This is a genomic window from Pseudomonas sp. R1-1 (assembly GCF_051132135.1).
Classification (GTDB): Bacteria; Pseudomonadota; Gammaproteobacteria; order Pseudomonadales; family Pseudomonadaceae; genus Aquipseudomonas.
Map to the genome: position 1 here is coordinate 624,903 of NZ_CP071663.1, position 24,727 is coordinate 649,629.

The following is a 24,727-nucleotide window of genomic DNA, read 5'->3' on the forward strand; positions in this document are numbered from 1 at the left end:
CTATCTGGATTCATGTGTTCTGATTTTTTCGAGGCCTGCATGTCTTTCGATCTCGCCGCACGCCTTGCCGCCCGTCGTGCCGAAAACCTCTACCGCCAGCGCCCGCTGCTTGAATCCCCGCAGGGACCGCAAGTGGTGGTCGACGGCAAACCGTTGCTGGCCTTCTGCAACAACGATTACCTGGGCCTGGCCAATCATCCGCAAGTGATCGAAGCCTGGCGCGCCGGGGCCGAGCGCTGGGGCGTCGGCGGTGGCGCCTCGCATCTGGTGATCGGCCACAGCGGCCCCCACCACGCACTCGAAGAAGCGCTGGCCGACTTCACCGGTCGGCCGCGTGCGCTGTTGTTCACCACCGGTTACATGGCCAATCTCGGCGCGGTCACGGCGCTGGTCGGGCAGGGCGATACGGTGCTTGAAGATCGGCTTAATCACGCCTCGCTGCTGGATGCCGGTCTGCTGTCCGGTGCGCGCTTCAATCGCTATCTGCATAACGACGCGCAAAGCCTGGCCAAACGTCTCGAGAAAGCCACCGGCAATACCCTGGTGGTCACCGATGGCGTGTTCAGCATGGACGGCGATATCGCCGATCTGCCGGCATTGGCCCGTGAAGCCAAGGCCAAAGGCGCCTGGTTGATGGTCGATGACGCCCACGGTTTCGGCCCGCTCGGCGAGACAGGCGCGGGCATCGTCGAGCATTTTGGCCTCAGCCAGGAAGACGTGCCGGTACTGGTCGGCACCCTCGGCAAAGCCTTCGGTACGGCAGGCGCATTCGTGGCCGGCAGCGAAGAGCTGATCGAGAGCCTGATCCAGTTCGCCCGCCCATACATCTACACCACCAGCCAGCCGCCGGCACTGGCTTGTGCAACGCTAAAAAGCCTCGAGCTGTTGCGCAGCGAACACTGGCGTCGCGCACATCTGCAGACGTTGATCCGTCAGTTCCGCCACGGCGCCGAGCAGATCGGTCTGCAATTGATGGACAGCTTCACGCCGATCCAGCCGATCCTGATTGGCGATGCCTGGCGTGCAGTGCGCCTGTCGCAGATGCTGCGCGAGCGCGGGTTGATGGTCACGGCGATCCGCCCGCCGACCGTCCCCGCTGGCAGCGCGCGGCTGCGTGTGACCCTGACCGCCGCCCACAGCGAGGCGCAGGTACAGCTATTGTTAGAAGGACTGGCCGACTGCTTCGCACGGCTATCGTCGGAGTCCAGCCATGCGTGATCGTCTGATTTTGCTACCCGGTTGGGGTCTTGGCATTTCGCCAATGGAACCTCTGGCCGCCGCATTGCAAGGACTGGATGAGCATCTGACGGTCAGCATCGAGCCGTTGCCGGAGCTGGATTCCAGTGACCCGCAGGATTGGCTCAATGAGCTCGATGAACGTATTCCTCAAGACGTGTGGCTTGGCGGCTGGTCGCTGGGCGGCATGCTCGCCGCCGAGCTGGCAGCGCGCCGTGGCGAGCATTGCTGCGGCGTGCTGACGCTGGCGAGCAATCCTTGTTTTGTGGCCTATGAGCAGTGGCCGAGTGCGATGCCGGGCGAAACGTTCGATGCGTTTCTGGCCGGGTGCCAGGCCGACCCGCGCGCGACCCTCAAACGTTTTTCGCTGCTGTGTACTCAGGGTGCGCAAGATCCGCGTGGACTGTCGCGCCTGTTGCTCGGCGCGGCGCCAAACACCTCGCCCGCGGTATTGATGGCCGGGCTGGAATTGCTCGCGCAGATGGATATTCGCGAGGCGCTGCAAGCGTTTCGCGGTCCGCAGTTGCACCTGTTCGCCGGCCAGGATGGTCTGGTGCCTGCGGAAGCCGCCGGCGCCTTGTTTGCGCTGTTGCCGGATATCGAAATTGGCCTGATCGAACAGGCCAGCCATGCGTTTCTTCTGGAAGACCCCCACGGACTGGCGGGCGCAATCCAGGCTTTTCTACACGAGTGCGCCGATGACTGATTTGTCTTTTGTGCTGCCTGGCGGCTTGCCCGACAAGCGTCAGGTTGCCGCGTCTTTTTCCCGAGCGGCGGCCAGTTATGACAGCGTCGCCGAGTTGCAGCGTGATGTGGGTACACAATTACTCGCGCGTCTACCGCTGGATTTCGTCCCCGCACGTTGGCTGGATCTGGGCTGTGGCACCGGCTATTTCACCCGTGCGATGGCCGCACGTTTTGCTGAAGGCCAGGGGCTGGCGCTGGATATTGCCCAGGGCATGCTCAACCACGCGCGGCCGCTGGGCGGCGCCGAGCATTTTATTGCCGGCGATGCGGAGCGCCTGCCGTTGCAGGATTCGACCTGTGATCTGATCTTCTCCAGCCTCGCGGTGCAGTGGTGCGCGGATTTCGAGGCGGTGCTCAGCGAGGCGTTTCGCGTGCTGAAACCGGGCGGGATTTTTGCATTTGCTAGTCTTTGCACAGGGACGTTGTTCGAGCTGCGCGAGAGCTGGCGGCAAGTCGACGGGCTGGTGCATGTCAACCGCTTCCGCGAATTTGCTCGATATGAGCGGGCGTGTGCAGCCAGTGGCCTGCGTACGTTGAGTCTGGCGAATCAGCCGCACGTGCTGCATTACCCGGATGTGCGCAGTCTGACCCATGAGTTGAAAGCTTTGGGTGCACACAATCTTAATCCCGGGCGGCCAGGTGGTTTGACCGGGCGCGCGCGGATTCTCGGGCTGGTCGAGGCTTACGAGCGGTTCCGCGAGGCGTCGGGATTGCCGGCGACTTATCAGGTGGTCTACGCCGTGTTGGAGAAACCCGTATGAGCGCAGCCTATTTCATCACCGGCACCGACACCGATGTCGGCAAAACCACCGTCGCCGCCGGTTTGCTGCACGCGGCGCGCTCGGCGGGATTGAGTACGGCAGCGGGCAAGCCAGTGGCGTCGGGGTGCGAAGTCACGCCCAAGGGTTTGCGCAACGCCGATGCGCTGGCGCTGCTGGCCGAATGCTCGTTGCCGCTGACGTATCAACAGGTCAATCCGCTGGCTTTCGAACCGGCGATCGCACCGCATCTGGCGGCGCGCGAAGCGGGGGTGGCGTTGACCGTGCAATCGTTGTTGGCACCGATGCGCGGGATTATTGCCATGAACGCCGATTTCACTTTGATCGAAGGTGCCGGCGGCTGGCGGGTGCCGTTGGCCGATCAGGATAATCTGTCCGATCTGGCGATCGCACTGAAATTGCCAGTGATTCTGGTAGTGGGCGTGCGGTTGGGTTGCATCAGCCATGCCTTGCTTACGGCCGAGGCGATTGCTCGGGATGGTCTGCAACTGGCCGGGTGGGTGGCGAATATCATCGATCCGAAGACCTCGCGACTCGAAGAGAATCTGGCGACATTGGCTGAGCGGATCCCGGCGCCGTGCCTGGGCCGCGTGCCGAAACTCAAGGCGCCGAGCGCCGAAGCCGTGGCCGAGCATTTGCAGCTGGATTTGCTCGACTAAGCTTTTGTCTATGGGCAGGCACTGTGCCATTAGTGTTTTTGACGGGTGTTTTTCTGGCGGCTCTGCTTCAATGGCGTCTATTGATCCTTTCCAGGGATGAGAGCTGTTATGGAAATCTCCGGTAGTACCGCTTTTTATGCAGGTCTGAGCTCGATTCAGAGCGGACAGAACCGCGTCGATCAGGCTGCCAGCCAGATCGCCAACAACACCATCGAACGTTCGGTGACCAGCCAGTCGTCCGAAGTGCAGGTCGACCGTCTGCGCGGAGTGGATCGCGCTCAGCAATCGGATCTGGCCAGCAATATCGTCGAGATGGCCCAAGGCAAGGTCCAGGCAGAGCTGGGCGTGAAGGTGGCCAAGGCTTCCGACGAAATGCTCGGGACGATCATCGACACCTTCGCTTGATCTGTTTCTCTTTTCGCTAGTGAACGCCGCGCCTTGTCGCGGCGTTTTCGTTGTAAGTCCTTCTCTCTCAACTAATCTTTTCGCAGCGCCCACGACTCGTTCGAGTCTGTGGCGATTTGCTGTGCGCGCCTCTGAAAAAAACCTGAAGACGAACGGCAAAAGATCGCCGCTTGACAAGATTTCGGCGTAAACGTATGTTTCAAACAACTGTTTGACCGTCACAAACAAATCAATGCGGTCGTTCATTCCCGGTTACATCAGCAGAGGTTTATCGCTATGCCTGACTACAAGGCCCCCTTGCGTGATATTCGCTTCGTTCGTGACGAACTGCTCGGCTACGAAGCGCACTATCAGAGCCTTCCGGCTTGCGCAGACGCAACTCCGGACATGGTTGACGCCATTCTCGAAGAAGGCGCCAAGTTTTGTGAGCAGGTACTGGCACCGCTGAACCGCGTGGGCGACCTTGAAGGTTGCACCTGGAGCGAGTCCGGCGTGAAAACCCCGACCGGCTTCAAAGAGGCTTACAAGCAATTCGTCGAAGGTGGCTGGCCAAGCCTGGCTCACGACGTGGCGCATGGCGGTCAAGGCCTGCCGGAGTCGTTGGGTCTGGCAGTCAGCGAAATGGTTGGTGAGGCCAACTGGTCGTGGGGCATGTACCCGGGGCTGTCGCACGGCGCGATGAACACCATTTCCGAGCACGGCACCCCTGAGCAGCAGGACGCCTATCTGACCAAGCTGGTCTCCGGCGAATGGACTGGCACCATGTGCCTGACCGAACCGCACTGCGGCACCGACCTGGGCATGCTGCGCACCAAGGCCGAACCACAGGCCGACGGTTCCTACAAAGTCTCCGGCACCAAGATCTTCATCTCCGCCGGCGAACACGACATGGCCGATAACATCGTCCACATCGTACTGGCCCGCCTGCCGGACGCACCGGCTGGCACCAAAGGCATCTCGCTGTTCATCGTTCCCAAGTTCATGCCGAATGCTGATGGCACCGTCGGTGCACGCAACGCAGTGACCTGCGGTTCGCTGGAACACAAGATGGGCATCCATGGCAACGCCACGTGCGTGATGAACTTCGACGGCGCCACCGGTTACCTGATCGGCCCGGCGAACAAAGGTCTGAACTGCATGTTCACCTTTATGAACACCGCACGTCTGGGTACCGCGCTGCAAGGTCTGGCCCACGCCGAGATCGGTTTCCAGGGCGGCCTGAAATACGCTCGCGATCGCCTGCAAATGCGCTCGCTGACTGGCCCGAAAGCGCCGGACAAAGCTGCTGACCCGATCATCGTCCACCCGGACGTACGTCGCATGCTGCTGACCATGAAAGCCTTCGCCGAAGGCAATCGGGCGATGGTGTACTTCACCGCCAAACAGGTCGACATCGTCAAATACGGCGTCGACGAAGAAGAGAAAAAGAAAGCCGACGCACTGCTGGCGTTCATGACGCCGATTGCCAAAGCTTTCATGACCGAAGTCGGTTTCGAAGCCGCCAACCACGGCGTGCAAATCTACGGCGGTCACGGTTTTATCGCTGAGTGGGGCATGGAGCAGAACGTTCGCGACAGCCGCATTTCGATGCTGTACGAAGGCACCACCGGTATCCAGGCCCTCGACCTGCTGGGCCGTAAAGTGCTGATGACTCAAGGCGAAGCCCTCAAGGGTTTCACCAAGATCGTCCACAAGTTCTGCCAGAACAACGAAGGCAACGAAGCCGTCAAGGAATTCGTCGCACCGTTGGCTGCCCTGAACAAGGAATGGGGCGAGCTGACCATGAAGGTTGGTATGGCCGCCATGAAAGATCGCGAAGAAGTCGGCGCGGCCTCCGTGGATTACCTGATGTACTCCGGTTATGCCTGCCTGGCGTATTTCTGGGCCGACATGGCACGCCTGGCTGCCGAGAAGCTGGCAGAAGGCACTGGCGACGCGGCGTTCTACACCGCCAAACTGCAGACCGCGCGCTTCTACTTCCAGCGCATCCTGCCGCGTACCCGCACCCACGTGGCCACTATGCTGTCGGGCGCCAACAACCTGATGGACATGAAAGAAGAAGACTTCGCGCTGGGCTACTAAGTCCTGCCGCTGTCCGCTGAAACCGCTGCCCTCTGAGGGGCAGCGGTTTTTTTATTGCCGATTCGCTCAGATAGTCAGGGCTTCTGCCGTTACAGAGACAGCATGTGATCTGGATCACATTGTGAGTGCTTAAACGAGCACATTGCAGGCACAATGCTATCTCTTTGCCATGACGGGTCGGAGCTTTACCCTTGCCGCGTTCTTCCGCTGTACGTTTCAGTCACTTCCTCCCCTCACTGCTATTGTTGCTGGCGGGGTTGGCGGCTGCGTACGTCAAAGACCTCAGTGTGTTCTTCACTTCGCTGTTCAACGTGCTGCCAACTCTGGTGTTGCTGCTGGGCGGTGCGTATTGCGCGGTTTACCGACGCCAGCGTGAGCTGTTTCTGATGCTCACCGTGTACATCGCCTACTTCTTGCTCGATACCCAGACCGATTATTACCGCGACAACGGCAAGGTCCGTGAAGACGCTGCGGTGGTGTTTCATCTGGTGTGTCTGCTGTTGCCGCTGTTGTTCGGCCTGTTTGCGGCGTGGCAGGAACGTACGCACCTGTTTCAGGACATGGTCGCGCGCTTTGCCGTGCTGCTGGCCTTCGGCAGCGTGGCACTGGGGCTGGAGCAGAGTTATCCCCAGGCGCTGCTGATGTGGTTGTCGGAAATCCGTTGGCCGGCGCTGCACGGGGCATGGATGAGCCTGATCCAGCTGTCCTATCCGGTGTTCATCTTGTCGTTCCTGCTGCTGGCCTGGCAGTACTGGTGCCACCCGCGCCCGCTGCACGCGGCGCAACTGGTCGGCTTGCTCGGCGTGTTCTGGATGCTGCCGAAAACCTTCATCCTGCCGTTTACCCTGAACATCATGTGCAGTCAGGTGATGTTGATGATTGCCGCCGCCGTTGCGCACGAGGCTTATCAAATGGCCTTTCGCGATGAGCTCACCGGTCTGCCGGGCCGTCGTGCGCTCAACGAACGCATGCAGCGCCTGGGACGCAACTATGTGTTGGCGATGAGCGACGTCGACCATTTCAAGAAATTCAACGACACCCACGGCCACGACGTCGGTGACCAGGTCTTGCGTCTGGTCGCCAGCAAGCTGTCGAAAATCAGCGGTGGCGGTAGGGCATATCGCTATGGCGGTGAGGAATTTGCCTTGGTGTTTGCCGGCAAGACCCTCGAGGAATGCATGCCGCACCTGGAGGTGATCCGCGAGTCGATTGCGTCCTACAGCATTCAATTGCGCAACCAGGAAAACCGCCCGCAGGATGACCTGCAAGGTCGTCAGCGCCGCGCAGGGTCAGGAGCGTCCGCAGTGTCGGTCACTGTGAGTATCGGCGTCGCCGAACGGCTGGAACAACGCACGCCGGAAGAAGTGCTCAAGTCCGCCGACCAGGCGCTGTACAGCGCCAAGGGCGCCGGGCGTAACTGCGTGATGGCGTTCGGGCAGAATCGCCGTGGCGCGGTGCGCATGGACACCGCTGCGGGTTGAGTGATGACGGCGCATTCAGCGCCTGCACAATGATTGTCGGGTGGGGTGGCCGGCAGTAGGTTGAATCGATCTGCTGACGGAGAAGCCACCATGCCTGAGTACAAAGCTCCCTTGCGCGACATGCGCTTTCTGATCGACCACGTCTTCGACTTTCACAGCAACTACGCCGCCCTCGGCGCCCATGACGCCAGTCCTGACATGATCAACGCGATTCTTGAGGAGGGCGCGAAGTTCTGTGAGAACGTGCTCGCACCGCTCAACCGCAGCGGTGACGAAGAGGGCTGCCATTTCGATAACGGTGTGGTGACAACGCCTACAGGCTTCAAGCAAGCCTTCGCACAATACGTGGAGGGCGGTTGGCACGGTCTGGCTGCGGATCCGACCTATGGCGGCCAGGGCCTGCCGAGTTCGCTGGGGCTGGTGATCAGCGAGATGGTCGGCTCCAGCAACACATCCTGGGGCATGTACCCGGGCCTGACCCACGGCGCCATGTCGGCGATCCATGCCCACGGCAGTAGCGAACAGAAAAACACCTACCTGAGCAAACTCACCGCCGGGCAATGGACTGGCACCATGTGCCTGACCGAAGCGCATTGCGGCACCGATCTGGGCATCATCAAGACCCGCGCCGTGCCACAGGCCGACGGCAGCTACGCGATCACCGGCAGCAAGATTTTCATCTCCGCCGGCGAGCACGACATGAGCGACAACATCGTTCATCTGGTGCTGGCCAAGCTGCCGGATGCGCCGGCCGGGACCAAGGGCATCTCGCTGTTCATCGTGCCGAAGTTTTTGCCCGATGCGGAAGGCGAAGCGGGCGAGCGCAACGGCGTTTCCTGCGGTTCGATCGAACACAAGATGGGCATCAAGGCCTCGGCCACCTGCGTGTTGAATTTCGACGGCGCCAAAGGTTTTCTGATCGGCGAGCCGAACAAGGGCCTGAACTGCATGTTCACCATGATGAACCACGCACGCCTCGGCACTGGCATGCAGGGTTTGTGTCTGGGCGAGGCAAGCTTTCAGGGTGCGATCAAGTACGCCAACGACCGCTTGCAGATGCGCTCGCTGACCGGCGCGAAAGCGCCGGACAAAGCCGCCGATCCGATCATCGTCCACCCGGACGTACGGCGCATGCTGCTGACCATGAAAGCCTTCAACGAAGGCAATCGGGCACTGACTTATTTCACCGCCCAGCTCCTCGATAGCGCGCATGTGAGCAGCGACGCCGAGGCGCGTCAGGACGCCGAAGACCTGTTGGCGTTTCTCACGCCGATCTGCAAAGCGTTCATGACCGACACCGGGCTGGAAGTGACCAACCACGGTATGCAGGTGTTTGGTGGCCATGGGTTCATTCGCGAATGGGGCATGGAGCAACTGGTGCGTGACTGCCGCATCGCGCCGATCTACGAAGGCACCAACGGCATTCAGGCGCTGGACCTGCTCGGGCGCAAGGTGCTCGGCAGCCAGGGCAAGTTGCTGCGCGGCTTCACCAAAATCGTTCACAAGTTCTGCGCCGCCAACGCCGAGCATGCGCAGTTGGGCGCTTTCGTTGCGCAGCTCAATGAGTTGAATCAGCAGTGGGGCGATCTGACCCTGAAGGTCGGCATGGCCGCGATGAAAAATCCCGACGAAGTCGGCGCGGCATCCGTCGATTATCTGATGTACAGCGGATACATCATTCTAGGCTATCTGTGGTTGCGCATGGCCCTGGTGGCGCAGGCGCAACTGGACGCGGGCACAGGCGAGGCGGATTTCCTGCGCGGCAAACTGGCGACGGCCGAGTTTTACTTCAAACGCCTGCTGCCACGCACCGCTGCACATCGCGCGGCGATCGAGGCGGGTAGCGATTGTCTGATGAAATTGCCGGCGGAGCTGTTCGCGCTCTAAGGGTTGGCGGCAGAAAAAGAGCCCGCTGATTGCGGGCTTCTTTTTTGGATATCTGTCGATGACTAAAAATAACAAATCAGTCATGGCCTGACCCTATGTGTCGGAAAAGTTGTTGAGGTACACTCCGGCTCACAGAAAACATCATTCCACGAATCACCTATTCCAGATCCTGCGAGGTTTGCCATGGCCGACTACAAAGCGCCGCTGCGCGATATGCGCTTCGTCCTCAATGAAGTGTTCGAAGTCGCCAAACTCTGGGCCGAACTGCCGGCGCTGGCCGAGACCGTCGACGCCGAAACCGTTGAAGCGATTCTCGAAGAAGCCGGCAAGGTCACCAGCAAAAGCATCGCCCCGCTGAGCCGCGCCGCTGACGAAGAAGGTTGTCACTGGGCCGACGGTGCCGTGACCACGCCGGCCGGTTTCCCCGAGGCTTATCAGACTTATGCCGAAGGTGGTTGGGTCGGCGTCGGCGGTGATCCGGCTTATGGCGGCATGGGCATGCCCAAGGCCGTATCGGCTCAGGTTGAAGAAATGGTCAACTCCGCCAGCCTGGCGTTCGGTCTGTATCCGATGCTGACCGCCGGCGCCTGCCTGTCGATCAACGCCCACGCCAGCGAAGAGCTGAAAGCGGCGTATCTGCCGAACATGTACGCGGGGATTTGGGCCGGCTCCATGTGCCTGACCGAACCGCACGCCGGCACCGACCTGGGGATTATTCGCACCAAGGCCGAGCCACAGGCCGACGGTTCCTACAAGGTCAGCGGCACCAAAATCTTCATCACCGGCGGCGAACACGACCTCACCGAGAACATCATCCACCTGGTGCTGGCCAAGCTGCCGGACGCCCCGGCGGGCCCGAAGGGCATCTCCCTGTTCCTGGTGCCGAAGTTCATGGTCAATGCCGATGGCAGCCTCGGCGCGCGCAACCCGGCCAACTGCGGTTCGATCGAACACAAGATGGGCATCCAGGCGTCCGCGACCTGCGTGATGAACTTCGACGAAGCCGTGGGCTATCTGGTCGGCGAGCCGAACAAAGGCCTCGCCGCGATGTTCACCATGATGAATTACGAACGTCTGGGCGTCGGTATTCAGGGGCTGGCGACCGGCGAGCGTTCGTATCAGAACGCGGTTGAATACGCCCGCGATCGTCTGCAAAGCCGTTCGCCGACCGGCGCGCAGAACAAGGATAAGGTCGCTGATCCGATCATCGTTCACCCTGACGTGCGACGCATGCTGCTGACCATGAAAGCCTCGAACGAAGGCGGCCGGGCGTTCTCCACGTATGTGGCGATGCAACTCGACACCGCCAAGTTCAGCGAAGACCCGGCGACGCGCAAACGTGCGGAAGATCTGGTCGCACTGCTGACGCCGGTAGCCAAGGCGTTTCTTACCGATCTGGGTCTGGAAACCACCGTGCATGGCCAGCAGATCTTCGGCGGCCATGGCTACATCCGCGAGTGGGGCCAGGAACAGCTGGTGCGTGACGTGCGCATCACGCAGATCTACGAAGGCACCAACGGCATCCAGGCGCTGGACCTGGTCGGGCGCAAGATCGTCGGCAGCGGCGGTGCGTTCTATCAATTGTTCGCCGATGAGATCCGCCATTTCACTGCTACCGCGAGCGCCGATCTGGGTGAATTCACCAAGCCTTTGAACGACGCAGTCGATACCCTGGACGAGCTGACTTCATGGTTGCTGGACCGAGCGAAAAATAATCCGAACGAAATCGGCGCGGCCTCTGTCGAATATTTGCAAGCATTCGGTTACACGGCGTACGCCTACATGTGGGCACTGATGGCCAGGGCCGCGCTGGGCAAAGAAGCGCAGGAAGATTTCTACGCGAGCAAGTTGGGCACCGCACGCTTCTATTTCGCCCGTCTTCTGCCGCGTATCCACTCGTTGAGCGCGTCAGTGAAGGCCGGCAGCGAGTCGTTGTTCCTGCTGGATGCCGCTCAATTCTGATGCATTAGCGTCATGTAAGCATTCGCTTACATGACGTGCTGCTGTTCTCCCATAGTCGCCAATTGGATCCACGGCTAATCTACATTTCATGGACGTCGCGCAGGAAGCGCAAAGCAACAACACGGACACGTAGGATTCTGCCAGGGTGGCGGAGTGAAATGGATGTCAGGGAAACAGTCTGCAAAGCCCCGCTTCGGCGGGGTTTTCTTTTGCCTGAAGAAAAGTTTTCAGGCCAGCGGATCCAGCGCCGGTTTCACTTCGCGTTCCAGCACTTCTTCGAGCAAACCGCGCAGCAGCGTGAGTGATGCCTGCTGGCGTTGCACATCGCGACACACCAGGCCGACCTTCAGCGGCACCCGTGGCTCGCTCAGCGGTTTCCACAGCAGATCCTCATCGTCGTACTGCCGCTGGGATTGCCCCGGCAGCACCGTCGCCAATCGGGTGTGCGGCAGGCTGTCGAGAATCCCCACCATATTGTTCAGTTCGGCCTGTACCTGCGGGCGCCGACCGAGGCTGGCCAGTTGCGCCTGCCAGATCTGGCGAATCTGAAATTCCTCACCCAGCAGCAACATCGGCAACTCGGCAGCCTGGCGCATCGAGACTTTCTTGAATTCGCGCAACGGATGGTCTGCCGGAACCACCAGGGTCAGTTCATCTTCGTAAAGCATCACGCCGTGCAGACCCGGTTGGCGCGGGGGCAGATAGCTGATGCCGATGTCCAGCGAACCATTGAGCAAGCGCCGTTCGATTTCCAGTCCCGTCAGCTCGTAGATCTGCACCACCAGATGCGGTTGCGCCTTGCGCACCCGTTCAAGCATTTGCGGCACCAGGCTGGTGTGCACTGTCTGCAATACGCCGATTGCCAGCGTGCGCAACGCCTGACCCTTGAAGTTGCCCAGCGCTTCGCGCGCCCGTTGCAAACCGTCGAGCAGCGGCAAGGCGTGGTTGTACAAGGTGTGCGCGGCAAGCGTCGGCAGCAGGCGCTTGCTGCTGCGCTCGAACAAGGTGACGTCGAGGTTCCGTTCGAGCTGGCGAATCTGTTGCGACAGCGCCGGTTGTGAGATCGACAGGCGTTCGGCAGCGCGGCCGACATGACCCTCTTCGTAGACCGCGACGAAATAACGCAGTTGTTTGAAATCCATAAGTAACGCTTATCGAAATGGCTGGTAAATCGAAATGGCCCGGAGCCTTCGGTGAGCCTAGTCTAACCGCATTCACAAGGCTTGCAGGGTCAGAAAGCGCAATGATCAGCGTTCGCTTCGACAGGGTTTGCATAGGCAGTTCAAAACACCTCGAGCGAGGTGTTTTTCAATGAATCTGTTCAATCTTCGGCGCCAGGCGCCGGATCTCGATGACCTCGTTATGGGCAACTGCGCAACCGAGGCTGACGGTGACCTTAGCGCCGAGCGTCTGATGCCCAGCGTCCAGCGTCCACAGCAAGTGTTTGTTCGCGGGCAGGGTTCCTGGTTGTGGGACAGCCATGACCGCGCCTACCTCGACTTTTCCCAGGCCGGCGGCGCGAACAGTCTCGGGCACAGCCCGTCGGCACTGGTCAAAGCCATCGCCAACCAGGCGCAGGCGCTGATCAACCCCGGTTTCAACCTGCACAATCGCGGCATGCTCAGCCTCGCCGAGCGTCTGTGTGCCAGCACCGGCAGCGATCAGGCCTATCTGCTCAACAGCGGCAGCGAGGCCTGTGAAGCGGCGATCAAACTGGCGCGCAAATGGGGACAACTACATCGTGCCGGTGCTTCGCGGATCATCGTCGCCAAACAGGGCTGTCATGGCCGGAGCCTGGCGACGATCTCCGCCTCGGACAGCTGCAACCTGGCGAACCGTTTCGCGCCGTTGCTGCCGGGTTTCGATCAGGTGCCGTTCAACGATTTGCCGGCGCTGCATGCGGCCGTCGATGCGCAAACGGTGGCGATCATGCTCGAACCGATCCAGAGCGATGCCGGGGTATTTCCGGCCAGCGAGCACTACCTCAAAGGCGTCGAACGCCTGTGCCGTGACTTGGGCATTCTGCTGATCCTCGACGAAGTGCAAACCGGCATTGGCCGCTGCGGCAGCATGCTCGCCGAACAGTCCTACGGCGTGCGCGCCGATATCGTCGTGCTCGGCAAAGGCCTCGGCGGCGGTGTCCCTTTGGCGGCGTTGCTGGCGCGGGGCAAGGCTTGTTGTTTCGACGCGGGTGAGTTGGGCGGGACGCATCACGGCAACGCCTTGATGACAGCGGCGGGCCTGGTCGTACTCGACAGCGTGCAGGACCGCAGCTTTCTCGCTCAGGTCAGAGAAAACGGCCAGCACCTGCGCGAAGGCCTGGCCCGATTGGCACACCGCTACGGGCACGGCGACCTGCGCGGCCAAGGCTTGTTCTACGGGCTGACGCTGTCAGATGATTGCGCCAACGCCGTAGTCCATGCGGCCCTGCACGAAGGCCTGCTGCTCAACGCCCCGCAAGCCAACTGCCTGCGTTTCACCCCGGCCCTGACTGTGAGCAAAACCAACATCGACGAAATGCTCCTGCGCCTGGGCCGCGCGTTCTCCCGAGTGCGCACCGCACAGTTGCAGTGCCGTAAAGGGATTGCCGTTTGAGCTGACTTTTCCTATCCGATTTCCAGAACCGTCTCGCGGTATAACGCACGCCCCACGCCTGATTCCTTTTTGGCGTGGGGCGTTTTTTTGTGGGTGGTGGCGATGAAATGGCAGAAGCACTGAACCCTGACGAACGGCGCAGGTCGATTAGCTTGTATGGCTCAAGTGAGCCAACCCCCATTCAGGAGCTGCCCCATGGACTTTATTCGCATCATCATCGCTATTCTGTTGCCGCCACTGGGTGTGTTTCTGCAGGTCGGGTTCGGCGGGGCGTTCTGGTTGAACATTCTGCTGACGCTGTGCGGGTACATTCCGGGGATCGTGCATGCGGTGTATATCATCGCCAAGCGCTGAGTTCAGCGTCAGCCTATAGACCGCCATCGCTAGCAGGCTAGCTCCCACACTGGATTTGTGGCGCTCACGAAACCTTGTGGGAGCTAGCCTGCTAGCGATTCGGGCAACCCCGGATTTCAGTCTGCAAACCCCATCACCCGCCGATAAAACTGCCACTCCTGGTCCAGCGCATGCGCCTGATTGGTGGCGCGGCGGAAGCCGTGGCGTTCATCGGGATAGTAATGGGCTTCGACCGGAATGCCGTTGCGTTCAAGTGCGGCGACCATGTCACGGGTCTGCTGCGGCACGACCACAGCGTCCAGTTCACCCTGAAAGAAAATCACCGGCACGCTGATATTGTCTGCGTGAAGCAACGGTGTGCGAGCGGCATAGCGTTCGGCGTCCCGCTCGGGATCGCCGATCAGCCAGTCGAGATAGTCGCCTTCGAACTTGTGCGTTGCCCGGCCCAATGCCACCGGGTCGCTGACACCGTACAAACTCGCCCCGGCGCGGAATACTTGCTTGAACGCCAGCGCACACAATGTGGTGTAGCCGCCCGCGCTGCCGCCCCGGATGAACGCGCGCTGCCCGTCGATCAAGCCTTGGTCGGCGAGATACGCGACGACGTTGCACGCATCCTCGACATCCAATTCACCCCAGCGCAAATGCAAAGCCTGGCGATATTGCCGGCCGTAACCGCTGCTGCCGCGATAGTTGAGATCGGCGACCGCAAAACCGCGCTGCGTCCAGTACTGGATACGCGGGTCGAGCATCGGGTAGCAGGCCGATGTCGGGCCGCCATGGATAAACACCACCAGCGGCGGCCTGGTCTCGCCGCCCATGGCCGGGTAAAAGAAACCGTGCGCCTCACCTGAACCGCTTGGATAACGCAGGGTTTGCGGACGGCTGATGCGTTCGGCGGGCAACGGTGCTGTGCCACCGGCCAACACGGTGACTTCGTGCGTCGCTCGATCAATGGCAATGATCGCCGAGGGGCTGATCGGCGAGGCAGCAATGCAGTAGATGTTTTGCTGATCTGCGGCCAGATGACGGAAGCGGCTGTAGTCGCCAGTGAAATCTACTTCGCCAAGAGTAAGGCGACCGAAACCGCCTTCGCTCCAATTGGCCAGGAAAGCATCGCCAAGCGGCAGCCAGGTGCAGCCACCGAGCTGCCACGGAGCCGGCGCATGATCGGCCAGTGCGGCCGGCAATGATTCCAGACCGTCGACAGTTTCCGCCCACGGTTGCCAGAATCCACCGCGATCGGTCAGGAAATACAGGCGACCCTCGTCATCGAAGCGCGGTTGTTGAATCGACTCTTCAATGTCATCGCCAGCCACGCAGCGCGGCGAAGCGAATCCGCCATCGGGCAAGCGCTGGGCGGTCATCAACCGGGTTGAGGTCCACGGCTGATGCGGTCGGCTCCACTCGATCCACGCCAGGCGTTGGCCGTCCGGGCTCAACAGGGGCGACGCATAAAAGTCTGCGCCCTCAGCCAATACGTGCCGAACACCATCAGCCAGATCAACCGCCACCAATCGATGTTGATCGCGCTGCTCCTCAACCGCCAGGATCTGGCCGAACGCATACTGCAAATCACCAAAGCGGCAATCGCCGGAGGTCAGTGCTTCAGGCGCACCATTGAGGTTTTGCCGATACACCTGCTGGTCCGCCTCGTTGACGAAAACCACCCCGTCAGGCGTCAGACAAAACGCACCACCGCCATATTCGTACACGCGGCTGCGCACGCTGAAGCCATCCGGCGTCAGACATTGCGCCACGCCATCGCGCCAGTGCCAGATCCGGCATGCCGCATCCTGTGGGCGATATTCATTCCAGAACAAGCCGTTGGCGCCGAGCTGCAATTCGGCGAAATCGACGCCGGCGGCGACGGCTTGCGCGGCGCTGAAGGGCTCAGCCCTTGGCGATGATGCGTGAGTTTCGTTCATTGCGAAAGGCCAGTTGTTCGATGGTATGCGTGGCGCTCTCGGCTTCTTCGCGGGCCTTGAGGATCACGCCGTGATGTTCGGATTTGCTGCACACAGGGTCGGCGTTGCTCGCATCACCGGTGAGCATGAATGCCTGGCAGCGGCAACCGCCAAAGTCCTTTTCCTTCTCGTCGCACGAGCGGCACGGCTCGGGCATCCAGTCGTAACCGCGGAAACGATTGAAACCGAACGAGTCGTACCAGATGTGCTGCATGCTGTGATCGCGCACATTGGGGAACTGCACCGGCAATTGACGCGCGCCGTGGCAGGGCAGGGCGGTGCCGTCCGGTGTCACCGTCAAAAAGATACTGCCCCAGCCGTTCATGCAGGCTTTCGGGCGTTCTTCGTAGTAATCCGGGGTGACGAAAATCAGCTTGCACGGGTGCCCTTCGGCTTCCAGCTTCGCCCGGTATTCGTTGGTGATGCGTTCGGCGCGCACCAGTTGCTCTTGGGTTGGCAACAGGCCTACGCGATTGAGCTGCGCCCAGCCATAGAACTGGCAGGTGGCGAGCTCGACAAAGTCGGCCTCCAGCGCAATGCACAGCTCAATGATGCGGTCGATCTTGTCGATGTTGTGCCGATGAGTAACGAAGTTCAGCACCATCGGGTAACCATGGGCTTTCACCGCGCGAGCCATTTCCAGCTTCTGTGCGAAAGCTTTTTTCGAGCCGGCGAGCAGGTTGTTCACTTGCTCGTCGCTGGCCTGGAAACTGATCTGGATGTGATCGAGCCCGGCCTTCTTGAAGTCGCTGATTTTCCGCTCGGTCAGGCCGATGCCGGAGGTGATCAGGTTGGTGTAGAAACCCAGCTGCCGCGCTTCGTGAATCAGCTCGGCCAGATCCTGACGCACCAGCGGCTCACCACCGGAAAAGCCCAGTTGCGCCGCGCCCATCTCCCGCGCTTCGCGGAACACCTTGATCCACTGTTCGGTCGTCAGCTCTTTGCCCTGCTCAGCGAAATCCAGCGGATTGGAGCAATACGGGCATTGCAACGGGCAGCGGTAGGTCAGCTCGGCGAGCAGCCACAGCGGCAGGCCGACTTCAGGTTTGGCCGGCAGATCAGCCAAGGGTGAGCCAGTGTTGCTCACGGGCAACCTCCATGAATTGCTCGATGTCGTCACCGAGTTCCGGCACGCCGGGGAACTGCTTGTCGAGTTCGGCGATGATTGCCGCTACATCGCGTTGGCCGTCAATCAAACCGCCGATCAGCGCGGCGGTGTCGTTGAGCTTGATCATGCCTTCCGGGTACAGCAGCACGTGGCCTTTTTGTGCCGGTTCGTACTGGAAGCGGTAGCCGGGACGCCAGCTCGGGACTTTGCTGCGGTCGAAACTCATAAGCTGATTCCTTTATGCCAGACCCGTTGATCAGTGACGTTGTGATACGGCGGACGGTTCAGTTCGTAGGCCATGCTCATGGCATCGAGCATGCTCCAAAGAATGTCCAGTTTGAACTGGAGAATTTCCAGCATGCGCTCCTGGCCTTCACGGGTCTTGTAGTGTTCGAGCGTGATCGCCAGACCGTGTTCGACATCCCGCCGCGCCTGACCGAGGCGGGTGCGGAAGTATTCATAACCGGCCGGATCGATCCACGGGTAATGTTGCGGCCAGCTGTCGAGGCGCGACTGGTGGATCTGCGGTGCGAACAGTTCGGTCAGCGAACTGCTGGCGGCTTCCTGCCAACTGGCGCGGCGGGCGAAGTTGACGTACGCGTCGACGGCGAAACGCACGCCGGGCAGCACCAGTTCTTGCGAGCGCAGTTGGTCCGGGTCGAGGCCGACCGCTTGGCCGAGACGCAGCCAGGCTTCGATGCCGCCGTCTTCGCCGGGAGCGCCGTCGTGGTCGAGCAGGCGCTGAATCCACTCGCGGCGGATTTCCCGATCCGGGCAATTGGCGAGAATCGCCGCGTCTTTCAGGGGAATGTTCACCTGATAATAGAAGCGGTTAGCGACCCAGCCCTGAATCTGCTCGCGCGTGGCGCGGCCTTCGTACATCGCCACATGGTAGGGGTGGTAGATGTGGTAATAGGCGCCTTTGGCGCGCAGGGCCGCTTCGAAATCGGCGGGGGACAGCGGGGTGTCGGTCATTGCGGTTCTCCGGGGAACAACCGTTGGATTCTGTGTTGTCTGCCAGGACGCCATCGCTGGCAAGCCAGCTCCCACAAGGTTTGCGGTGTTCACAAGACCTGTGGGAGCTGGCTGGCCAGCGATGGGGTCAACAGCTACAGCACAATACTCATGCCATCAAATGCCACTTCAACATTGCGCCGCGTGAGTTCTGCGCGCTCGGGCGAATCCTCGTCAAGAATCGGGTTGGTGTTGTTGATATGAATAAGGACTTTGCGTTGCTCGGGAAGCTGTTCCAGCACTTCGAGCATGCCGCCAGGGCCGTTCTGCGCCAGATGGCCCATCTCGCGACCGGTGCGGGTGCCGACGCCACGACGCTGCATTTCGTCGTCGTCCCACAGCGTACCGTCGACCAGCAGGCAGTCGCTGCCGGCCATGATCTCCAGCAATGGCGCGTCCACTTTGCCCAGGCCCGGCGCGTAGAACAATTTGCCGCCGGTGTTGAGGTCTTCGACGATCAAACCGATGTTGTCGCCCGGATGCGGGTCGAATCGGTGTGGCGAGTACGGAGGTGCCGCACTGCGCAAAGGCAGGGGAGTGAAGCGCAGGTTCGGGCACGACGCTACCGTGAAGCTCTGATCGAGTTCGATGCGGTTCCAGTCCAGCCCGCCGTTCCAGTGGCTGAGCATTTTGAACAGCGGGAAACCGGTGCTCAGGTCTTCGTGAACCATGTCCGTGCACCAGACCGGATGCGGGCAGCCTTCGCGCAGGCTGAGCAGGCCGGTGGTGTGGTCGATCTGGCTGTCCATCAGAATGATCGCGCTGATGCCGGTGTCACGCAGGGCGCGGCCCGGTTGCATCGGGGCAAAGCTTTGCAATTGCGCGCGGATGTCCGGCGAGGCGTTGCACAACACCCAGTTCACGCCATCATCGGAAATGGCGATGGACGATTGGGTGCGGGCCTTGGCATTCAGGCTGCCGTCGCGAAAGCCGGCGCAATTGGCGCAGTTGCAGTTCCACTGCGGAAAACCGCCACCGGCGGCCGAACCCAGAATCTGGACGAACATGAACGCTCCATCATTTCAACGCGGAAAATAAAACGCCCCGGCGAGCCGAGGCGTTGCACTGCGATTCTGCGTAAGCAGAACTCAGCGGCTGGCGAAGTACATGGTGACTTCGAAGCCGATACGCAGGTCGGTGTAAGCAGGTTTGGTCCAGGCCATGAGATGTCTCCTTCTGTGGGTTGGGATAGCGCTATCCATAGGTATAGTCCACGGCAGCGCGGTGATGTTCCAATTAGTTAGGCGGCTATGTTACTCAAAATTTCAACGCGATGACCCGTGAATCTTTGAGAAAGCTCCTTGCAGCCTCGGTAATGATCACTTCGTCGCTTGCCAGGGAGCGGCAGGAGCCGGAGCGCTGGCGAGGCAGAGCCAGCCGCCTTCGGCGTCGAGCAGGCGCTGCGCGGCACTGAGGAGTGTCGAACGGTCCAGTGCAGCAATGGTGGCGACTAACCGCTCAAGGTAATCCGACGAATGGCCGGCGAGCCGGGCCTGCCAGGCCAGCTCGGCCGCTTCTTTGAAGTCGATTTCAGCCGCATCGAATTGATCGGCGAGGCTCCGCCGATGCTGGCAGAGACTGGCATCATCCAGTTGTTCAATCAGCGCTGGAAGGCCGTTGAGGAACTGGTGGATGTGCTCAAGCAGTGCGTCAGGCTTCACGTTGGGCGACTGCACGCCAAACACCAGCGCGACGCGGCCATGGACCTGACGCAATGCGCTGAACACCGCGTAGCCCAGTTGAAGCTCGACGCGCAGGCGCTGATAGAACGGCGTCTGCAGCAATTGAGCGAGCAAGCGCCAGGCGGCTTCATCGGCCACGTCCTGGCTGGCGCTAGGGCAAAACAGTAGCACGGCGTGTTCGCTGGATGCCGTGTCGATGTGCTGCCAAAGGCGCCGACCGTTGATGGCGCAAGGCGCAGACAGCTGATGGTCCGGTTGGCCGGGGATGCGGCTCAAGGCCAGGCCCATCGCAGATTGACTTTGCGGGTTGAACCCTAGCGCGAAGCCGTCCCACCGTGCAGTTGTCCACAGATGCGCAGCGTCATCAGACGCGCCGACAGGCTCCAGGCAACTCTCCGGCAAGGCCTTGAGCAATTGGCGGATCGGCATCAGCGGCGATTCCGGCTCGCCACGCGGAGAATCGGCTGAGACTGATGTCAGACATTTCAGCGCATGCTCCAGCACGCTGGGCATGGGCTCTTGCAGGCCGGTCAGTTTCAGCAGCCATTGGTTGCCTGTTGCGCTGAACGACGTCTCGACCCCGGCCTTGCTGGAATCTTGCCGGATCAGCTGAAGGCTGCCCTGCAGCCGCGCTTGCAGGTCAACGCTGGCGGGGGCGTCGACCTGCCAACGCAGATAAATCGCGCCTTCATCACCGTTACCCGGCACTGCCTGGCTGAACTGCATCGGCGAGCGTTCGCGGCGCCCGCGCGAGCGGTCCTGAGCGAACGTGCGCAGGCCGCGGTGCGCGCTGGTCTGGCCGCGAATCAGTCCGGCGTTGGCCAACGGCTCGTTGGCACGCAGGAAGGGGTTGGCGGCTGGCAAGCGCCAGTGTGGGCTGAAGTTATCCACAGCACCGAGTTCGCGCAGAATGTTTTTCAGTGCTTCAGCGGCGCGATCAGGCAGGCCGTTTTGCATCTGTTCACTGTCCAGCCGCGCCAGTTGCAGCGCACCACTGGTTTGCTGCTGCCGTTGCTGCGCGGCAGCATATTCCTCGCGCAGCGGCGCCCAGTCCTGTTGCGCGAAGAAGCTCAGCCAGTCCCGCAAATGTTGGCGAATCATCTTCAGCGATTCGGCACCCGCGTTGAAGTGCAGATGCAGCAGCGCCTGCCCGTCGAAATGATAAAGCGGCAGCGCCTTCAAACCCTCAGCGAGATTGTGCTGCTGCAAATACGCCAGTAATCCACCGGGCTTGGCGCTATTGAGCCAATGGCAAAGAAACGCCAAGGCTTCCACAGAAAGTTGCGGCAATGCGTCGAACGCAAACAGCAAATTGCCGTGCGGCCCGTCGACCTGTTGATAACTTTTCACCGCCAACGGCACAGGCGCTGCCTGCGCAACTTTATCCCCAGCCGGTAACGCAGCGGCGAACTGTTCGGCCAGCACGCGCAACTGTTCCAGGCGTTGCGGCCCGGTCAGACTCAATGTCATTTGCCCGGTGCGATAAAAGCGCTGATGAAACTCTCTCAACGCCTGTTGAAACGCCGGCAGTTCGACTTTCAGGCTGTCGCGATTGCCGGCATGAAAACCCCGCAGCGGGTGTTCTGCCGGTAAACCTTCGTACAGGGCAAGCTGCTTTTGCGCTGTCGGATCCTGCGACCAGGCGACATATTCCGCCTGCAGCACTTCACGTTCGCGCAATTGATCGTCCAGATTCATACGCGGATGCGCGAGCATGTCTGACAGACGCTCCAGCCCGCCGCTGAAAGATCGCACAGGCAGCTCGAAGAAGAAGTCGGTGGTGCGTTCGCGGGTGCTGGCGTTCACTTGGCCGCCGTGGCCCTGCACGTAGGCCATCAGCCCTTCGGTTGCCGGAAACCGCTCGGTCCCGAGAAACAGCAAATGTTCGAGAAAATGCGCCAGACCTGGCCACGCCAGCGGCACGTCGTGGCTGCCGGCCGCCACACGCAACACGGCAGCGCTACGCTTGAGGCCGGGCACATGACGCAGGGTCACGCGTAAGCCGTTGGCCAGAGTTTCAGTGTGGGGGCGGGGGGGAGTCGGCGCAGGCATGGGCACTTCCAGAACAGTGAAGTGCCAATGCTAGCGGATTAGCGCTGGTTCAGCGCGGCGTAAAGTTCGGGGCGGCGATCGCTGAGGTAGCGATTGGCGGCCCTCGAGTCGTTCATCAACTGACGATCCAGCTCGCCGACAATCAGCGCTTCGTCGAGACCGGCCAGGGCGATGCGGCTACCGTCCGGTGCAGCAATGCTGCTTTGTCCGCAATACTGGATATCGCCTTCGTGACCGCAGTAATTGGCGTAGGCCACGTAGCACTGGTTTTCGAACGCGCGCGAACGCACGGTGACATCGGCAACGAAATCGAACGGAATCATGTTGGCTGTCGGCGCCACGATCAACTCGGCGCCAGCGAGCGCCAGACGGCGGGCGTTTTCCGGAAACTCGAGGTCGTAACAGATGAGAAAGCCGAGCTTCCAGCCGTTCAGCTCGACCACCGGCAAATCCGCCTCTCCCGGACTGAACATCGACCGGTCGAGGTCGCCGAACAGATGCGACTTGCGGTAATTGGCCAAGCGCTCGCCTGTCGAGTCGATCAACTGCACGGCGTTGTAAATCTGCCCGTCCGCGGTGCGCTCGGGATAACCGTAAACGATCGCCATGCCCGCAGCCTTGGCAATCCGGCCGATCTGTTGCGCCCATTCACCGTTGTAGACCTCGGCCAGGGTGCTGACCGCTTCGGCACCAATGTTGTAGCCGGTCATGAACATTTCCGGCAGCACCAGCAGGTCCGAGCCCTTGGCTTCCATCGCCACCCGGTGCAAGCGGTGCAGGTTGGCGGCGGGCTCCAGTGGCAGCGGCGGGCATTGGTAAAGGGCTACACGCATCGAAGAATCCTCTTACTCGGGCAGGGCGATAGGGCCGATGTCTTTGAACACATCACCCGGGCCCGGGTTCGCTTTATGTGTCGAACCGCCGAAATGCTTCATGATCCCCCACACCGCATTAAGCGAAGTCTGCACCGCACCTTCGACCCAGGCCGGCGTCCACGACACGTCGTCACCGGCAATGAAGATGCCGCGCTGTTCGGCCGGCATCTCGCCCTGCATGAAGTGCGCGTACATGCGCTGGTTGTAGCGGTAATGGCCGGGCAGGGCGCCTTTGAAGGCGCCAAGGAAATAAGGGTCGGCTTCCCACGACACGGTGATCGGGTCGCCGATGATACGTGCGGCGATGTCGACTTTCGGGTAGATCTTCTTCAACGCGTTCAACGCCAGCTCAACACGCTTTTCCACCGGATGTGGAAGCATTTTCAATGCGTCGCTCATCCACGAATACGACAGGCAGATCACCCCAGGCTTGTCGTCGCCGTTATCGAACAGGTAGGTGCCACGGGTCAGGCGATCGGTGAGGGTCATGCTCATCAGGTCGCGACCGGTTTCCGGGTCCTTGTCCTTCCAGAACGGCCGGTCGACCATCACGAAGGTTTTCGACGACTGCATATAGCGCGTGCGGTCCAGCGCCATCCACATCTTCTGCGAAAACAGGGTTTCGTCGCACTCGATCTGGGTGGTCAGCAGCCAGCTCTGGCAAGTGGTCAGCACGGCGGCGTATTCGCGGGTGTCGCCGTTGTTGTCGGTGACCGCGAAACGGCCTTCCGGTGCATGGGCAATTTTCTTCACACCGGAACGCGGCGCGCCACGGTGCAAGGACTTCAGGCTTGTGCCTGCGGGCCAGTGTGCGCAACGCTCCGGCACATGCCGCCAGATGCCTTGCGGCACTTGCTCGACACCGCCAACCACCAGGTGCTGGTGATCGTCGCAGTTGGTCATCACCACACGGAAAATTTCCAGCATCGAGTTGGGGAAGTCCGAGTCCCAGCCGCCGGTACCGAAACCGACCTGACCGAAGACCTCGCGGTGCTGGAACGACAATTTGGCGAAGGCTTTCGAGGTCGCGACAAAGTCGTAGAAGGTCCGGTCGTCCCACAGCGGCACGAGCTTGTTCCACAGCTCTTTGAGGCGCGGCACATCGCGGTCACGGATGGCTTGCTGGATATCGGAGAACTGCGAACCGGCCTCCAGCGCATCAGCCCAGGCGTCGGCCACTTCCTGAAACAATGGGGGAAGATCCTTCAGGCTTTCTGCGTAATAGGTTTCGCCTTCGAGGTCGATCACGGTGCTGCCGGAGGCGCCGGTCAACGGGTTGGGGAAAGGCTTGGTTTCGAGGCCGAGTTTGTCGACGTAGTGATAGAACGCCGTGGATGAAACCGGAAAGCGCATGCCGCCGAGTTCAGCAACGATGGCGTCGGTACCGTTGAAGGCTTGCGAGCGCAAACGGCCACCCAGCTTCGACGCCTCGTACACCACGGGTTTCAAGCCGAGTTTCATCAGTTCGTACGCAGCCACCAGACCGGCAATACCAGCGCCGACAATCGCCACTTCAGCGCCGTGATGGTGCTCGGGAATACTGCCCAGACCGGCCGGATGTTCGATCCAATCGTCAAAGGCGAACGGAAAGTCCGGACCGAAAATGGTGACTGGTTTCTTACCGTCTGCAGGATGGCGATTGTTCTTGTTCATGGCTGACCTTGCTGGCGACCCGACGCGGAATGCGCGTCTGAGTATAGGAAAAGATGGCAGCCATTCTAGGGAGCATGGAACACGTTAATAAGACGCAATGTGTCGTCGTTTTGCTATTAATCTGTGCAGAACGACGATTCTGGGCTTCACATCGATCACTGTGGGAGCGGGCTTGCCCGCAAAGAGGCC

Annotated in this window: 21 protein-coding genes; 11 read left to right on the forward strand and 10 right to left on the reverse strand. The window is 60.8% G+C overall.

Annotated features, from left to right (window positions below; translation table 11 throughout):
* Positions 1-39 precede the first annotated feature (39 nt).
* The 9 genes from bioF (at position 40) to J3P75_RS02915 (ending at position 11,238) form a co-directional block, all read left to right on the forward strand.
* Positions 40-1,218 carry an 8-amino-7-oxononanoate synthase gene (gene bioF, locus J3P75_RS02875; RefSeq protein WP_434709275.1) on the forward strand — a complete coding sequence of 393 codons (1,179 nt, stop codon included), beginning with the start codon at positions 40-42 and terminating at the stop codon, positions 1,216-1,218.
* Positions 1,211-1,942: an alpha/beta fold hydrolase gene (locus tag J3P75_RS02880; protein ID WP_434709276.1), complete on the forward strand. Its 732-nt coding sequence runs from the start codon at positions 1,211-1,213 to the stop codon at positions 1,940-1,942. Before bioF ends, J3P75_RS02880 begins: the two co-directional genes overlap by 8 nt.
* Positions 1,935-2,744, forward strand: coding sequence for a malonyl-ACP O-methyltransferase BioC (gene bioC / locus J3P75_RS02885; protein ID WP_434709277.1), 810 nt, complete (start codon positions 1,935-1,937; stop codon positions 2,742-2,744). The genes J3P75_RS02880 and bioC overlap by 8 nt, the downstream gene beginning before the upstream one ends.
* Positions 2,741-3,421 carry a dethiobiotin synthase gene (gene bioD / locus J3P75_RS02890; RefSeq protein WP_434709278.1) on the forward strand — a complete coding sequence of 227 codons (681 nt, stop codon included), beginning with the start codon at positions 2,741-2,743 and terminating at the stop codon, positions 3,419-3,421. Before bioC ends, bioD begins: the two co-directional genes overlap by 4 nt.
* A gap of 108 nt (positions 3,422-3,529) precedes the next feature.
* Positions 3,530-3,826 (forward strand): pyrroloquinoline quinone biosynthesis protein PqqE, encoded by a 297-nt coding sequence (locus J3P75_RS02895; protein WP_434594968.1) that lies wholly within the window; start codon positions 3,530-3,532, stop codon positions 3,824-3,826.
* Between the two features lie 276 nt (positions 3,827-4,102).
* Positions 4,103-5,908, forward strand: coding sequence for a phenylacyl-CoA dehydrogenase (locus J3P75_RS02900; RefSeq protein WP_332764761.1), 1,806 nt, complete (start codon positions 4,103-4,105; stop codon positions 5,906-5,908).
* Positions 5,909-6,099: 191 nt separating this feature from the next.
* Entirely contained in the window at positions 6,100-7,389 is a 1,290-nt protein-coding gene (locus J3P75_RS02905) for a GGDEF domain-containing protein (RefSeq protein ID WP_434709280.1), read from the forward strand.
* A 90-nt stretch (positions 7,390-7,479) separates the two neighbouring features.
* Positions 7,480-9,276 carry an acyl-CoA dehydrogenase C-terminal domain-containing protein gene (locus J3P75_RS02910; RefSeq protein ID WP_434709281.1) on the forward strand — a complete coding sequence of 599 codons (1,797 nt, stop codon included), beginning with the start codon at positions 7,480-7,482 and terminating at the stop codon, positions 9,274-9,276.
* 183 nt (positions 9,277-9,459) lie between these two features.
* On the forward strand, positions 9,460-11,238 hold the full coding sequence (locus J3P75_RS02915; RefSeq protein ID WP_434709282.1) for an acyl-CoA dehydrogenase C-terminal domain-containing protein: 1,779 nt from the start codon (positions 9,460-9,462) through the stop codon (positions 11,236-11,238).
* A 227-nt stretch (positions 11,239-11,465) separates the two neighbouring features.
* Here J3P75_RS02915 and J3P75_RS02920 read toward each other — a convergent pair whose 3' ends face one another.
* Positions 11,466-12,380 carry a LysR family transcriptional regulator gene (locus J3P75_RS02920; RefSeq protein WP_434709283.1) on the reverse strand — a complete coding sequence of 305 codons (915 nt, stop codon included), beginning with the start codon at positions 12,378-12,380 and terminating at the stop codon, positions 11,466-11,468.
* A 169-nt stretch (positions 12,381-12,549) separates the two neighbouring features.
* Here J3P75_RS02920 and J3P75_RS02925 point away from each other — a divergent pair, with 169 nt between their 5' ends.
* Positions 12,550-13,833, forward strand: coding sequence for an aspartate aminotransferase family protein (locus J3P75_RS02925; RefSeq protein ID WP_434709284.1), 1,284 nt, complete (start codon positions 12,550-12,552; stop codon positions 13,831-13,833).
* Positions 13,834-14,028: 195 nt separating this feature from the next.
* Positions 14,029-14,187: a YqaE/Pmp3 family membrane protein gene (locus J3P75_RS02930; protein WP_003228885.1), complete on the forward strand. Its 159-nt coding sequence runs from the start codon at positions 14,029-14,031 to the stop codon at positions 14,185-14,187.
* Positions 14,188-14,303: 116 nt separating this feature from the next.
* On the opposite strand, the gene J3P75_RS02935 is transcribed toward J3P75_RS02930, so the two are convergent.
* From J3P75_RS02935 to J3P75_RS02975, 9 genes are all read right to left on the reverse strand, one after another.
* Positions 14,304-16,115, reverse strand: a complete 1,812-nt coding sequence (locus J3P75_RS02935; protein ID WP_434709285.1) for a prolyl oligopeptidase family serine peptidase — start codon at positions 16,113-16,115, stop codon at positions 14,304-14,306.
* Complete coding sequence (gene pqqE, locus J3P75_RS02940; RefSeq protein ID WP_434711200.1) at positions 16,081-17,220, reverse strand: pyrroloquinoline quinone biosynthesis protein PqqE; 1,140 nt, start codon at positions 17,218-17,220, stop codon at positions 16,081-16,083. The genes J3P75_RS02935 and pqqE overlap by 35 nt, the downstream gene beginning before the upstream one ends.
* Positions 17,213-17,488: a pyrroloquinoline quinone biosynthesis peptide chaperone PqqD gene (pqqD, locus tag J3P75_RS02945; protein WP_434709286.1), complete on the reverse strand. Its 276-nt coding sequence runs from the start codon at positions 17,486-17,488 to the stop codon at positions 17,213-17,215. Before pqqD ends, pqqE begins: the two co-directional genes overlap by 8 nt.
* Positions 17,485-18,237 carry a pyrroloquinoline-quinone synthase PqqC gene (pqqC, locus tag J3P75_RS02950; RefSeq protein WP_434709288.1) on the reverse strand — a complete coding sequence of 251 codons (753 nt, stop codon included), beginning with the start codon at positions 18,235-18,237 and terminating at the stop codon, positions 17,485-17,487. The genes pqqD and pqqC overlap by 4 nt, the downstream gene beginning before the upstream one ends.
* 134 nt (positions 18,238-18,371) lie before the next feature.
* A complete protein-coding gene (gene pqqB, locus J3P75_RS02955; RefSeq protein ID WP_434709290.1) occupies positions 18,372-19,283 on the reverse strand; it encodes a pyrroloquinoline quinone biosynthesis protein PqqB in 912 nt (303 codons plus the stop codon).
* Between the two features lie 81 nt (positions 19,284-19,364).
* The gene (gene pqqA / locus J3P75_RS02960) at positions 19,365-19,439 is read right to left on the reverse strand and encodes a pyrroloquinoline quinone precursor peptide PqqA (RefSeq protein ID WP_003444522.1); all 75 of its coding nucleotides are present in this window, start codon (positions 19,437-19,439) and stop codon (positions 19,365-19,367) included.
* 156 nt (positions 19,440-19,595) lie between these two features.
* Entirely contained in the window at positions 19,596-22,010 is a 2,415-nt protein-coding gene (gene pqqF / locus J3P75_RS02965; protein WP_434709291.1) for a pyrroloquinoline quinone biosynthesis protein PqqF, read from the reverse strand.
* Between the two features lie 38 nt (positions 22,011-22,048).
* On the reverse strand, positions 22,049-22,843 hold the full coding sequence (locus tag J3P75_RS02970) for a carbon-nitrogen hydrolase family protein (protein ID WP_434709292.1): 795 nt from the start codon (positions 22,841-22,843) through the stop codon (positions 22,049-22,051).
* A gap of 12 nt (positions 22,844-22,855) precedes the next feature.
* Positions 22,856-24,538: a flavin monoamine oxidase family protein gene (locus J3P75_RS02975; protein ID WP_434709293.1), complete on the reverse strand. Its 1,683-nt coding sequence runs from the start codon at positions 24,536-24,538 to the stop codon at positions 22,856-22,858.
* Between the last annotated feature and the right edge of the window lie 189 nt (positions 24,539-24,727).